Genomic DNA, 13134 nt, shown 5'->3' with positions numbered 1-13134 from the left:
ACGGCTAGGTGGAATCCCCCGGTGAGAACTCCCGATGCTCCACGAGCACCAGCCAGTTGCCCGAGTTGTCCCGCATGACGGCCTCGATGCCGTACGGGCGGTCGGCCGGCCCCTGGACGAACTCGACACCCTGTGCCGACAGCGCCTCGTAGGTCTTGTGGCAGTCGTCCGTCGAGAGCCCGAACCCGCCCATGTTGCCGTTGGCCAGCTCACGTCTGACCGCGGTCGCCATCTCGTCGCTCAACGGGGGTCCCGGCACCATGAGCGTGACCTCCAGCTCGGGATGGTCGGGGTGCGCGATGGTGAGCCAGCGGAATCCTTCGCCCATCGTGACGTCGGTCCGTTCGACGAACCCGAGCTTGTCGACGTAGAAGTCCCTGGCCTCGTCCTGGTCGGTCACCCAGAGGGTGACCAGTGATACGTGGGTGATCATGTCCGCTGCTCCTGTGGGGTCGGTGACGTCGTGCTGCGCACCCTAGGACCGTGGGTCGTCGGACTGCTTCTCCAGGGTTGCGGGATCGCGTAGGCGGTCGCTGAGCCCGTGCATGAAGATGTAGCACCCCGGTATCGGCGGGACGCCCCGCGCCGCGTAGCTGGCCTGGTAGGCCGACGGCGGCATGCCGACCAGCGCAGTGAACCGCGAGCTGAACGACCCGAGGCTGGAGAACCCGACGAGGTGGCAGATCTCGGTCACGGTCAGGTTGGTCGCGCGCAACAGGTCCTGCGCGCGCTCGATGCGCCGCTCGGTCAGGTACCGCGCCGGCGTGATGCCGTAGACCGACGCGAAGCAGCGCAGGAAGTGGTACCTGGACACGCCCGCCGCCGACGCCAGCGCGTCGAGATCGAGCGGTTCGGCGTACCGGCGGTCGGCCAGATCGCGCGCGCGGCGCAGGTGCACGAGCAGGTCATCGGCGACACGGGGTTGCCCGGGCGTCACTGTGCGCGCCTTTCGCAGCCGGTCGACACCGGTACACGTCATGTCTCGGCGCCCATCCCGGCAGCCGAGCACGACCGCCACTGTACGGGGCATGCTCCCGCGGATCCCGCAGCTGACAGCGGTCCGATGGGCGGTGCCGTCGGGGGTTCGGTCATTGGGGGGAATCGGACGGCGCGATGCTCGTCGCGCCGCTGGTGACACCGATCCTGGGCCGGGGCGCCGTCGCGCCGGATGCGCGGGTCGACGTGACGTATCCGTTGATCACCGAGGTGCTCGAGGCGGGGCTCGCGGCCAGGCAGGCCTGTCGTCGGTCGCCCATGGTGGCTATGCTGTGCAGCACGGACCACGAGGTTGCGATGGCACGCGAACACATCCCCAGGTGATCTGACTCCGCGCGTCGTGCGTCGGCCGGCATCGACCGGGCCCAGGCGCGCGCGCCGCCGTGTTCTCCCGAACCCGCTGTGTACGAGGGATCGGGAGGATGAAGGATGTTTGACGAGTTGTCCGGTCACGGTCGGCTCTGGCACGCGATCGCGGGCCTGGTGGGTGTGCGGGCGATCCCGCGCCGTGACGACGTGGACGACCGCACGGTCGTGCTGGCGCTGTTCGGCCGCTTCGTCGACGAGTTGGCCAGCGGTGTGCCGTTGGTGCTCATGCCGACGTTGCGTCGCCGACGGGGGCTGACGGTCGCGCAGGTCGGGTGGTGCCTGCAGGCGCTGTACGGGGTCGCGGCGGTCGTCGAGCCGTTCACGGCGGCCGCGATCGACGTCGTGCGGCGACGACCCTTGCTGGTGTGGGGTGCGTTCGGCTGGGCCGTGTCGCTGCTGCTCGTGGCGGGAGCGCCGAGCTATGGCTGGCTGCTGCTGGCCTTCGTCGTCGCGGGCGCCGCGTCCGGCCCGCTGGCCCACACGACCGATGTGCTGCTGGTGGAGATGCATCCGCGCGCGGAGGAACGCATCGGCGCACGCCAGACCATGCTCGACACCGGCGGCGCGCTATTGGCTCCCGCCGCGGTGGCGGTGGTCGGCTGGGCCGGCGGCGACACGCGCATCGCGCTGGTCGGCAGCGGCGTGGCCATCCTGGGGTACGCGGTGCTGCTGGCGCTGACGCCCATGCCGGGCCCCGCCACGGGTGTCGGCGCGCCCACCGCGGTCGACGCGCTCGGACCCCTGCGACAGTCGATCGGCCAGGTCCGCGAGAACCTCGGCGTCGTCCTGCGCGATCGCGAGGCGCGCCTGTGGCTGCTCGCGCTGCTGGGCGACGCGCTGCTCGAGATCCCCGCCCTGTTCGAGCCGGTGTGGCTGGGCGGCGACGTCGGCGCGTCGCAATCGCTGGTCGCCGTACACGCCGCGGTGGAGCTCGCGGCGTCGCTGGTGGGGCTGGCGCTCGTCGACCGCTGGTTGCAGCGTCATGACGCCAGGACGATCCTCATCGCGTCGTCGATGGCGCATCTGGTGCTCTACCCCGTGTGGCTGGTGGTGCCCGGGATCGTCGCGAAGACCACGGTCGTCGTCCCGCTGGCGGTCGCGATCGCACCGGTGTGGCCGCTGGCCCGTGCGCGGGCGCTGGCTGCCATCCCCGGTCGGGGCGGCGCCGTCCTCGCCGTCACGTCTCTGTACGGGCTCCTGCCGCTGGCGGTGGCGTTCGGGTGGATCAGCGCCCGGGTCGGTCTGGCACCGACCATGTTCACCGTCACCACCGCCGCCACGCTGGGGATCCTCGTGACGGTGCGCCGGTCGGTCACGGCCGACGGTCCTGGCGTGACGACGGACGGTGGCGGTGGCAGCCGGCACGACGGGGAGACCTCGTAATGGTCGGGCGACTCAGATGAAGCCAGGCCGGCGGCCCGGTCTGCGATCGATCGAGCCCCGACCGCTGAAGGGCAACGGGGGCTCGTCGAACCACCGCGTCCCTCGTGGCGCCGACATCGATCCCGACCGCGCGTGGACCGTGCTCGTGTGGTGCCACCCATTCGCGTCACCGGCCGGTGCGGCGCCGCAGCAACCCGTACAGCGACGTCCGACCGTCACTGGGCCGACGTCGCCAGTGCGAAGGGGTGGACGGCCGCGGCGCCGGCGTCCCGCAGCAGCATGCCGATCACGGTCAACGTCCACTGCGAGTGCACGAGGGCGTCGACGAGGAGCACGGGTCCGGACGGCATCGTGGCGCTGACCGCGTACGCAGCCAGTGCGTTCGCGGCCTGCTGCACGCTGTTGTGCATGCCGCGCTGCGACGGCGTCGCCGCGCGGATCGCGACCGCGTCGACGGCCGGCAGGTCCAGTCGCTCGGCGATGCGGTGGGCGAGATCGGCGATCAGCGTGGCGCGTCGCTGCGAGGGGACCCACGTGACCCAGGTGGGCGCGGGCTCGGGTTGCCATTGGTCGCGGATCAGTTCGACCGACGCGAGGATCAGCCGGTCGTCGAACCGGTCGTGGCGCAGGTATCCCTGTTCGACGAGCGGACCCCATCCGGCGCGCCCCCAGCGGCACAGGACCCGCCCGGGTTCGAGGCGCTGGTCGTCGCCGATCCACCCGCGGTACGCCGTGCGATCGGGCTGGTCGATGCCGTCGTCGCCGTGGTGCGACCGGAGGCCCCGCGGCCACTGCTTGCGGGGTGTGAGCTGCAGCACCTCGCGCCGCAGGTGGCGGGATGCCTCGTGGGCGACCTCGGGTCGGAACGTCTCGGGCAGGGGTGGGCCGGCGCAGTTGGCGCACCGTCCGCAGTCAGCGACCTCGAGGTCGTCCAGTTGGGAACGCAGGAACGCCATGAGGCAGCGGTCTGTGGTCGCGTAGTCGCGCATCGCCTGCTGTTCGCGGCGGCGCATCGCTGTGACATGGGCGACGCGCGCCTCGTCGTAGCTCCACGGCTGGTCGGTGCGCTGCCACTTGGTCGTCGAGCCTGCCTGCTCCACCGCGCCCTCGACGTCGAGGACCTTCAGCATGGCCGTGAGCCGTGAATAGCCGATGTTGACGGCCGACTGCAGTTCGTCGAGTGTCACCGGACCCCCGGCCGCCGCCAGGTGCTCGACCACGCGCTCGGCCTGCTCGCGCGGCGGGAACGCCGTGGAGATGAACCAGTCCTGGATGTCGACGTCCTCGTGGCCGCACAGCAGCACACTGACCGCCCGATGGACGCCGCGCCCGGCCCGGCCGACCTGCTGGTAGTAGGCGATGGGTGAGCCGGGGGACTGGTAGTGGATGACGAAGGTCAGGTCCGGCTTGTCGTAGCCCATGCCCAGTGCGGACGTGGCCACGACGACCTTCACGTCGTTGGACGACAACCGCGACTCGATCGCCTCCCGCTCGACGGGGTCGGTCGAGCCCGAGTACGCCTCGGCATCGATCCCGTGATCGCGCAGCCAGGTCGAGACCCGTTCGACATCGCTGATGGTCAGGCAGTAGACAATGCCCGAGCCGTCCAGGGTGGGGACGTGCTCGGCCAGCCACGCCAGGCGCGCGGCGGGGTCGCCGAGCACGATGGTCTGCAGTGCGAGGCTCTCGCGGTCCAGGGTGCCGCGCAGCACCAGCAGGTCGCTGCCCAGCTGCGCGCCGACGTCAGCGATCACCCGGTCGTTCGCGGTCGCCGTGCTGCCGAGCACGGGCAGGTCGTCGGGCAGGCGCCGCAACAGCGTCCGCACACGGCGGTAATCGGGCCGGAAGTCGTGACCCCAGTCGCTGATGCAGTGGGCCTCGTCGATGACGAGTAGGCCGGTCCGCGGAGCCACGATCTCATCGAGCTGGTCGCGGAACCTGGGGTTGTTCAGCCGCTCGGGTGAGACGAGCAGGAGGTCGATCCGGTCATCGCGCAATCGCACGTCGATGTCGGTCCACTGATCGACGTTGGCGCTGTTGATCGTCGCGGCGCGCACGCCCGCGCGCTCGGCCATGTCGATCTGGTTGCGCATGAGCGCGAGCAGGGGAGAGATCAGCAACGTCGGGCCGGCACCGGCGTCCCGTAGCAGACGGGTTGCGATGAAGTAGACCGCGCTCTTGCCCCACCCTGTGCGCTGGACCAGCAGCACCCGCCGGCGCTCGTCGACCAGTGCGGCGATCGCTTCGCGTTGCCCGGTCCGAAACGGCGCACGGTCGCCGACGATGCGCGCCAACAGCTCGTCGGCGCGGCGGTTGGTGGCTGCTGTGTCCATGGTCGGCAGGGTAGGGGAGTACGGCCGACCATGCCGGAACGCGCCCGCGTGCCTGTGGACGAGGCGCGACCCGACAGCTGGTTGTGGCGGGGCGTGGTGGTTGTCGGTTGCCGGGGTGGTCGTTCGCGTGACGGGGTGGTTGTCGCGTGACGGGGTGGTCGTTCGCGTGACGGGGTGGTTGTCGGTTGCCGGGCATGGGCCGTGAAAGGACGACCACCTCGTGCTTCGCGCACGAAGGTGGTCGTCCTTTCGCGGGGTGGGGTGGCGGATCGAGTGATCAATCGGCCGACGCCTTCAGGGCCTGCTCGAGGTCGGCGAGGATGTCGTCGATGTGCTCGATGCCGACGCACAGGCGAATCATGTCCTTCGTGACGCCCGCCGTTCCCTGCTCCTCGTCGGTGAGCTGGCGGTGGGGCGTCGACGCGGGATGCGCCGCCAACGACTTCGCGTCGCCGATGTTGACCAGACGGGTGAACAGCTCCAGCGCGTCGTAGAACGTCACCCGGCGTCGAAGCCGCCCTCGATGCCGACGACAGCAACGCGGACGGCCGACCGCCGGTGTACTTCTGCGCCAGGTCGTAGTACTGCGACCACCAGCACAGCACGAGGTCACGTTGTCGTGCGCCCACTCGACGATCTCGATCAGCGGCTTCCAGAACGTTTCGTCGGCCAGCCGGGGGTCGCCACGTTGGCGCCCGACACGATCAGACGTCCAGGCGGCGGCGCGCAGGTCGTCGAACGACTCGTGGTGCTCGTCGATGAAACGTCGGCAGCGAGTTGTGGGCGACGATCGGCATGTCGCAGGCACGGGTGTTGCGGACCCCTCGCGTCGTCCCGCGGCGAACGGGTGCGAACGCAGCGAACCCTTCGGAGGCCTGCGCGAAGCGCGGTGGGCCCGGCGGTGTGCGTCCGCCGGGCCCACCGGATCCCGCCTCGGTGTCTTCGTGATGCGTGACCCGGGCGGCGTACCGCCGGCGACGTGTCGGCATCCTCACCCGTACAGAGCCGCCGCCGGCCGCCGTGATACATCCACGTGCAATCATGCGAATGATCGCTGGCCACCGATACGGGGACGCACCATGGCACTCGACGATTTCCCAACTGTTCCACTGCTGTTCGGGCCGTCGCCGATCCACCCGCTGCGGCGGTTGAGCGACGCGCTCGGTGGTCGGGTGGAGATCTGGGCGAAGCGCGAGGACTGCAACTCCGGCATCGCCTACGGCGGCAACAAGGTGCGCAAGCTTGAGTACCTGGCCGCCGACGCCCTCGCCAAGGGCTGCGACACACTCGTCTCGATCGGCGGTGTCCAGTCCAACCACACACGCCAGGTGACCGGCGTCGCACGCCATCTGGGTCTCGAGGCGGTCACCGTGCAGGAGGGCTGGGTCGACGACGACGACCCGATCTACGAGCGGGTCGGCAACATCCAACTCACGCGCATCATGGGCGGCGACATCCGCATGGACCCTGCGGGCTTCGACATCGGCATCCGTGACAGCTGGCGTCGCGCGCTCGCCTCGGTCGAAGAGGCGGGAGGCACGCCGTACGCCATCCCGGCGGGCGCGTCGGACCACCCACTGGGCGGTCTCGGCTTCGCGAACTGGGCGCGCGAGGTCGCCGCGCAGGAAGCCGAACACGACGTGTTCTTCGACCACGTCGTCGTCTGCACCGTCACCGGTTCGACGCATGCCGGGATGATCGCGGGCTTCGCGCTGGAAGACCGCGATGACCGCCGCGTCATCGGCATCGACGCGTCCGCCACGCTCGAGCAGACGATCGACCAGGTGACGCGCATCGCGACCGATACCGCCGAACGGATCGGTGTCGGCCGGGACCTCCGGGAGGACGAGATCACGGTCGTCGACGGCTACGAAGGTCCCGCGTACGGCGTTCCCGACGAGGACACGATCGCCGCCATCCACCTGGCCGCGCGGACCGAGGGGATGCTCACCGACCCGGTGTACGAGGGCAAGTCGCTCGCCGGACTGATCGGGATGGTCCGCTCAGGGGACATCCCGGCGGGGTCGACGGTCCTGTACGCGCACCTCGGCGGCCAACCGGCATTGCCCGCGTACGTCAACACACCCGGACTCGGCTGACGGGTCCGGCGGCTGGCGGGCACCCGCGCCGCGAGCCGCCGGAGCGGATGCGCGCAACCGTTACGCGATCGTGACCCCACCGCGAGCCATTCGCGACGTCACCGGACCACGCTGGTTTCGAGCGAGCGAAGTGGTGGTGATCACAATGCGCAACAGACACATGCGACACGTGGCGGTCGTGGGACTCATCGTGCTGGCGCTGGCGCTCTTGGTCGCGCCGGCTCCTGCCTCTGCACACAGCCGACCGTACTGCGGCATCTGGTGGGGCAGCCTCGCCAAGTCCGCCGGCGTCGGCCACGCGGACTGGCTGATGGAGGGTCGCGTCGGGCAACACCCGTGCTTCGACCGGCTCGTGTTCGAACTCGCCGGCCCGGCAGCGGGCGCGCGGGTCCGGTACGTCGACCGCTTGCCGGTGGTGCCCGGCCGCACCGTGCAACCGTCCGGCGGTGCCAGGCTGATGATCCGCATTCCGACGGGGTTGCCTCCCGCCTCGGCCACCGACGGCAGCGTGCAGTCGACCCTCGGCCCGGTCAACAGCGGGCCGCTGTTCGATGTCAGGGGGTTCCGCACGTTCCGCGATGTGCGGTGGGCCCGCATCGACGCGAACGGCGCCGTCATCGGTCTGGGCGTCCGCGCCAGGCTGCCGTTCCGGGTGTTCGTCCTGGACGGGCCGGGTGAGCGGAGTCGGGTCGTCGTCGACGTCGCCCATCGCTGGTGACGCCTGGGCAGGCGGCCGCGCAGCATCGACCGCGGCCGCTACGGTGTCGCGGACATCGAGCCACACGACGTGTCGCTGCACTGAGTCGCGTGCCGCAGCCGTTAGGCTGCCGGTAGGTGCAACGGATCGCGATCGTTGAATGCGGCGGCAGCGGCAAGACCTGGCTGGCGCGCCACCTCGGCGCGCAGTTCGGTCTGCCGGTGACGCACCTCGACGCCCTGTACTACGACGAGCGGTGGCGCAGGTCGCCACCCGAGCAGTTCGCGGCGCGGCAGCGCGCGCTCGCCGCGACACCACGCTGGGTGATCGACGGCCACTACGCGTCAACCCTGCCGATCCGGCTGGCGGCCGCGGACACGGTCGTGTTCCTGGACCTGCCGGCGACGACGTGCCCGTGGGGGATCGCGCAGCGCCGGCGACGTGCGCGCGGCCAGCAGCATCCCACGACGGGCGTGTACGACCGCATCACCCAGGAGTTCGTGCGCTACGTGCTGGGCTACCGCGGGCGCATGCGCCCGCGCGTCGAGCAGCTGATCGCCCGGCACGCGGGCGACGCGCGGGTTGTCGTCCTGCGCAGTCGGCGTGCGGTGCAACGTTGGGTGCGCCGTGACCCGCCGACGCGCATGGCGGTCGGTGCGTGCGTCCGTCGGTCCGAGCGGGCCGTGCCATGACGACCGCCGATGCACGTCCGTCCCGCCGTTGGACCGTCATCGCGTTGCTCGCCGCGCCGATGCTCGGCCTCGCGCTGCTGCTCGCCGTGCCGCCGCTCGACGTCGAGTGGCAGCATCAACCCTCGCACTTCTGGCTCGTGTTGCTCGTCGCCATCGTGGACCTCGTGCTGGGTCTGGTGATCGGTGGAGCGGCCGAGCAGCACGGTGACGCACGCACGTCGCTGGTGTCGATGGTGCTGCTCGTCAGCGCGGGCTTCCTGGGCCTGCACGCGTTGGCCACCCCGGGTGTGCTGCTGTCCGCCCCGAACGTCGGGTTCGCCATCGCGACACCGGTCGGGCTGGTGCTGGCCTCGGTCCTGGCGGCACTGTCCGCCAGCGATCGGTTGCGCTGGCTCGGCAGTGCCGAGGCGCGCCGCGCGCTGCGCCTGACGATCGCGGTGGTGCTGATCGTCTGGGGTGTGGCGTCACTGACCCAGTCGTTCGGGCTGGACGGACCTCCCGAGGAGGTCGCCCCGTTCATCTTGCGCGCCGCCGCGCCCGTCGCCATCGCGCTCTACGTCGTGGCCGCCGTCCGCTACCTGCGGCTCTACCGCGCGCGCGGCGACAGCCTGGCGTTCGCGATCGCCGTCGCCTTCGTGCTGCTCGCCGAGTCGATGGTGGCGATCATCTTCGGACGCGCCTGGCACGCCACGTGGTGGGAGTGGCATCTGCTGATCACCGCGGCGTTCGGCGTGGTGTTCGTCGCGGCCCGACGGGCCTACCGGCGTGAACGGTCGGTCACCGGTGCGCTCCAGGGTCTGTACCTGGACCGCACGTTGGCGCACCTCGACGAGCGGACCGCGAGCGGCCTGTCGGCCTTCGTCGACGCGCTCGAGGCGGGCAGGTCCACGTCGACGGTCGCGGCACGGCTCCGCCGGGAGGGCGTGAGCGCGGACGAGTTGCGCGCGCTGGAGCGGTCGGCCACGCAGCTGGTTCGGGTCGACACGCTCCTGCGCAGGCATGTCGGTTCGCGGCTGGCGTCGACGCTCGTCGCAGAGCCGGATCGGGCGACGCTGGGCGGACGCGAGGCCGAGATCAGCGTGCTGTTCGCCGACCTCGCCGGGTTCACGGCGTTCTCCGAGCACCGCGATGCATCCGAGGTCGTCGACATGCTCAACGGCTACTGGGAACGGGCGGTGCCCGCCGTGACCGAGGGCCCTGACGGCATGGTGGAACGGTTCGCGGGGGACGCCGTGCTCGTGGTCTTCAACGCGCTGGGCGACCAGCCCGACCACGCGCGCCGCGCGGTGCGGGCCGCGGTCGGCATGCGCGACGCGATCGCCCCGGTCGCGGCAGCACACCCGGACTGGCCAAGGTTCCGGATCGGCGTCAACACCGGGCCGGCGGTCATCGGCAACGTCGGCACCGACGACCAGCGCTCGTTCACCGTCATCGGCGACGCCGTGAACGTCGCCGCGCGTGTGCAGTCCGAGGCACGGCGGGGCGAGGTGGTCATCTCCGGCGCGACCCACGCGGGCGTGTCCGACATCGTGGTCAGCGAGCCGCTCGGGCCGGTCGACGTCAAGGGGCGCGCAGAGCCCGTGTCGATGCACCGCGTCATCTCGCTGCGCTGATCAGGGCGCCGTGCGTGCGCTGCTGTGATGCGAGCGCGGCAGCTGGTGCCGGGTGGTCGGGGCGGGTTTGCCACGGTGGGGTCGCGTCGCCGGCGGCGACACGGCCACGGGGGCCTGCTACGGGGTCGGTTCGCTGGTGTAGACGGTCGGGTCGCCCTGGATCAACCAGATCTCCGGGTTGTTGATCGGCAGGAACGACCGATCACCACCGGGCTCGCGGGTCTCCGGGATCGAGTCGCCGCTCGGTGTGTGCATGATGAAGTTGACCGGCTCCTCGTCGGTCTGCAGCGGGATCTCGTAGACGGCCCAGCCATCAGCGTTGATCGTGGTCAGGTCGAGCGGATCGTCCCACGCGATGGTGGCGAGCACGTCCGCGTCGACCGCGTCGCCCCACAGGTGCAGGCCCCAGTCGTCGCTGGGGTCGCCCGGCGTGTCGTCGCCGTAGTCACCGGCCGGTCGGAAGTAGTACACCGTCGCCGCCTCGGCCGGCGGTCCGGCGTACTCCACCGTGCGCACGCTGCTGACGACGATGGCGCCCTGGTCGTCCAGTGTCGCCCGGTACGCGATCGGCGTGCCCGCCGCGAGGTCCGTCGGCAGTTCGTCGAACACCGTGTAGACGGGCGACGTCTCGTCAGTGCCGACGGTGGTCCAGTCGCCACCATCGATGCTGCGCTCGAACGTCACCTCGTGCGACGCACGCTCGGGATCGGCAACCGCTCGGACCTCCACGGTCCCGCGCACCCGGCTGCCCTCGGCGGGCACCTCGATCGTCAGTTCGGGTGCGGGCACCACGAAGCTCTGCACGTCGCTCGTGCGGGTGTGCCCGCGGTTGTCGAGCACGATCGCGCGGTAGTCGACCGGCGTGCCCGGTCGCATCTCGTTGACGTCGTGGAACACCTGGTAGGGCGCGGTGTCGTCGGTGCCGATGCTCTGCCAGTCGCCGCCGTCGACGCGCGCCTGGAAGGTGACCTCGTAGAAGGACGAGCCGGTCACGTCGGCCTGGACGTGGATGCGTCCCTGCGCGTCGTCGGTCGGCACGGGAGCCTGGAGCGAGATGGCCGGCGCGCGGTTCGAGCCGGGGATCCGCCCGGCCGAGCGGTACACGGTCGTCGACAGCGGCGGCACGCTGACCTGCATGGTGCCGTCGGGGCCCGTCTTGACGCGTTGCGTGCCCGGCCCGTACACCTTGAAGAAGCTCCGCTGCCGGACGTACGTGGGCACTGGTGCTGTCCGGGTCTCCTCGCTGTTGTTCAGCACGACCACGTACTCGCGCTGCTCGGCGCGGTCCATGCGCGAGAAGGCGTAGATCCCCGCCTCGTCGGTGGCGTACCGGTGCTGGTGCGCCCCGTCGCGCAGCGCGGCGTGCCGCTGGTTCAGCTCGGCCAGCCGCTGGATCTGCTCGTACAGCGGGTGCTGGCGGTTGAAGTTCGCCTGCGCGTGCGTGCGGTCGGTGCCCAGCAGGTCGTCGTCGAGGTAGTCGGGCACCTGGCTGGCGAACATGGTCTGGCGCGCCAACTGGTCTCCACCGTCGCCGGTGAAGCCCTGCTCGTCGCCGTAGTAGACGACCGGATTGCCGCGCGAGAAATACATCAGCTCGTGGGCGAGCCGATCACGGGCCATCCACTCGGCGTCACCGGCGCCGGGGTTGTCCGCGACGACGAAGTGGCCGATGCGGCCCATGTCGTGGTTCCCGAGGAACGTGGGCAGTTGGTAGACGTTCGAGTCGTGGTCGGTGTACCAGTCGTCGGCGGCGAAGAAGGCACCGAGCTCGCTCGTCGGTGCGCTCCGTGACGCGAACCCGCGGGCGGCGTCCTGGAACGGGAAGTCCAGGATCGCCTGCATCTTCGCGGTGGTGGTGAAGTAGGAGGTGAACCACTTGGTGGTGTCGAACACCTCGCCGAACATGAAGAACTCGTCCTTGCCCTGGTCACGCGCGAACTCGAGTACCGTCGGCCCGAACGCCTGCCAGAACTCGGTGTCGACGTGCTTCATGGTGTCGATGCGGAAGCCGTCGATGCCCGCGTCCTCGACCCACGTCTGGTAGATGTCGATCATCCCCTGCACGACACGGGGGTGCTCGGTGAACAGGTCGTCGAGGCCGAAGAAGTCGCCGTAGAGCGAGTCCTCACCTACGAAGGTCGTGTCGCCGCGGTTGTGGTACAGCGTGAGGTCGTTGAGCCAGGACGGGACCTTCAGGTCCTCCTCGCCGGGCTCGAGCACGGGGGTGTAGGGGAACGACACGTCCTCGTCGAGCGGCGGGAACGTGCCGGTGCCGGCGTAGTCGCGGTCGTCGAACACCTCGCCGGACGCCGTCCGGTAGGGCTCTGCGTCCTTCGAGACGTACGGCAGGCGGGCACCCGACTCGTAGCCGTTCACGTCGGCCGTGTGGTTCGTGATGATGTCGAAGTAGACCTTCATCCCACGCTCGTGCGCGGCGTCGATGAGCGCCTTGAGCTCCTCGTTGGTGCCCAGGTGGGGGTCGATCTGGGTGAAGTCGGTGATCCAGTACCCGTGGTAGCCCGCCGACGGTCCGTCCTCGAGTTGCACGGCCTTGTTCTTGAAGCTGGGCGTCAGCCAGATCGACGTGGTGCCCAGATCCTGGATGTAGTCGATGCGGTCGAGCAGACCGGCGAGGTCGCCGCCGTTGTAGAAGCCCCTTGCGGTCGGGTCGAAGCCGTGGACGAGTGGGTCGTCACTGTTGATCCCGCCGGCGTCGTTGCTCGTGTCGCCGTTCTCGAAGCGGTCGGCCATGACGAAGTAGAACACCTCGTCGGTCACCGGTGACCGCAGCGAGTGCTGCGCGCCGGTGCCGCGGTCGGCACGCCCGTTGCTCGCGCGGGCGGCGGCGTGCGCCGGCTGCGCCCTGTCGGGATGCTTGGGCTCGGCGACGGCCGCGCCGGGCAGCGCGAAGGTCGCCAGCACCAGAGCCAGGACCAGGAGGCGGGCGAGGAC

Annotated in this window: 11 protein-coding genes; 6 read left to right on the top strand and 5 right to left on the bottom strand. The window is 70.5% G+C overall.

The features are described from left to right. Positions 1 to 4: 4 nt before the first annotated feature. Positions 5 to 433, bottom strand: a complete 429-nt coding sequence (locus tag VFZ70_14550) for a VOC family protein (GenBank protein HEX6257024.1) — start codon at positions 431 to 433, stop codon at positions 5 to 7. 42 nt (positions 434 to 475) lie between these two features. Next, the gene (locus VFZ70_14545; GenBank protein ID HEX6257023.1) at positions 476 to 937 is read right to left on the bottom strand and encodes a helix-turn-helix transcriptional regulator; all 462 of its coding nucleotides are present in this window, start codon (positions 935 to 937) and stop codon (positions 476 to 478) included. Positions 938 to 1113: 176 nt separating this feature from the next. Between VFZ70_14545 and VFZ70_14540 the strand changes: the two genes are divergently transcribed. Together VFZ70_14540 and VFZ70_14535 are read left to right on the top strand one after the other, a co-directional pair. Further along, complete coding sequence (locus VFZ70_14540; protein ID HEX6257022.1) at positions 1114 to 1320, top strand: hypothetical protein; 207 nt, start codon at positions 1114 to 1116, stop codon at positions 1318 to 1320. Between the two features lie 105 nt (positions 1321 to 1425). Next, positions 1426 to 2748, top strand: coding sequence for an MFS transporter (locus tag VFZ70_14535; protein ID HEX6257021.1), 1323 nt, complete (start codon positions 1426 to 1428; stop codon positions 2746 to 2748). 215 nt (positions 2749 to 2963) lie between these two features. Here VFZ70_14535 and VFZ70_14530 read toward each other — a convergent pair whose 3' ends face one another. Together VFZ70_14530 and VFZ70_14525 are read right to left on the bottom strand one after the other, a co-directional pair. Next, positions 2964 to 5081 carry a RecQ family ATP-dependent DNA helicase gene (locus VFZ70_14530; GenBank protein HEX6257020.1) on the bottom strand — a complete coding sequence of 706 codons (2118 nt, stop codon included), beginning with the start codon at positions 5079 to 5081 and terminating at the stop codon, positions 2964 to 2966. A gap of 277 nt (positions 5082 to 5358) precedes the next feature. Beyond that, a complete protein-coding gene (locus VFZ70_14525; GenBank protein HEX6257019.1) occupies positions 5359 to 5583 on the bottom strand; it encodes a PLP-dependent transferase in 225 nt (74 codons plus the stop codon). Positions 5584 to 6160: 577 nt separating this feature from the next. Here VFZ70_14525 and VFZ70_14520 point away from each other — a divergent pair. The 4 genes from VFZ70_14520 to VFZ70_14505 all read left to right on the top strand — a co-directional run bounded on the left by VFZ70_14520 (position 6161) and on the right by VFZ70_14505 (position 10182). After that, positions 6161 to 7180, top strand: coding sequence for a 1-aminocyclopropane-1-carboxylate deaminase (locus tag VFZ70_14520; protein ID HEX6257018.1), 1020 nt, complete (start codon positions 6161 to 6163; stop codon positions 7178 to 7180). A 145-nt stretch (positions 7181 to 7325) separates the two neighbouring features. Continuing rightward, a complete protein-coding gene (locus VFZ70_14515; protein ID HEX6257017.1) occupies positions 7326 to 7898 on the top strand; it encodes a hypothetical protein in 573 nt (190 codons plus the stop codon). Between the two features lie 116 nt (positions 7899 to 8014). Further along, positions 8015 to 8569 carry a hypothetical protein gene (locus VFZ70_14510; protein ID HEX6257016.1) on the top strand — a complete coding sequence of 185 codons (555 nt, stop codon included), beginning with the start codon at positions 8015 to 8017 and terminating at the stop codon, positions 8567 to 8569. Beyond that, complete coding sequence (locus VFZ70_14505) at positions 8566 to 10182, top strand: adenylate/guanylate cyclase domain-containing protein (GenBank protein ID HEX6257015.1); 1617 nt, start codon at positions 8566 to 8568, stop codon at positions 10180 to 10182. Before VFZ70_14510 ends, VFZ70_14505 begins: the two co-directional genes overlap by 4 nt. A gap of 117 nt (positions 10183 to 10299) precedes the next feature. Here VFZ70_14505 and VFZ70_14500 read toward each other — a convergent pair. After that, positions 10300 to 13134, bottom strand: a 2835-nt coding sequence (locus VFZ70_14500; GenBank protein HEX6257014.1) for an alpha-amylase family glycosyl hydrolase, incomplete at its 5' end; no start/stop codon positions are given.

Source organism: Euzebyales bacterium, from assembly GCA_036374135.1.
GTDB lineage: Bacteria > Actinomycetota > Nitriliruptoria > Euzebyales > JAHELV01 > JAHELV01.
Note: the sequence above shows the minus strand (reverse complement) of the source record. Positions and strands in the feature narration are given on the sequence as shown.

Excerpts from the sequence above, each read along its gene's own strand:
- VFZ70_14550 (HEX6257024.1), bottom strand. The coding sequence starts at position 433 with ATGATCACCCACGTATCACTGGTCACCCTCTGGGTGACCGACCAGGAC.
- VFZ70_14540 (HEX6257022.1), top strand. The coding sequence starts at position 1,114 with ATGCTCGTCGCGCCGCTGGTGACACCGATCCTGGGCCGGGGCGCCGTC.
- VFZ70_14535 (HEX6257021.1), top strand. The coding sequence starts at position 1,426 with ATGTTTGACGAGTTGTCCGGTCACGGTCGGCTCTGGCACGCGATCGCG.
- VFZ70_14530 (HEX6257020.1), bottom strand. The coding sequence starts at position 5,081 with ATGGACACAGCAGCCACCAACCGCCGCGCCGACGAGCTGTTGGCGCGC.
- VFZ70_14520 (HEX6257018.1), top strand. The coding sequence starts at position 6,161 with ATGGCACTCGACGATTTCCCAACTGTTCCACTGCTGTTCGGGCCGTCG.
- VFZ70_14515 (HEX6257017.1), top strand. The coding sequence starts at position 7,326 with ATGCGCAACAGACACATGCGACACGTGGCGGTCGTGGGACTCATCGTG.
- VFZ70_14505 (HEX6257015.1), top strand. The coding sequence starts at position 8,566 with ATGACGACCGCCGATGCACGTCCGTCCCGCCGTTGGACCGTCATCGCG.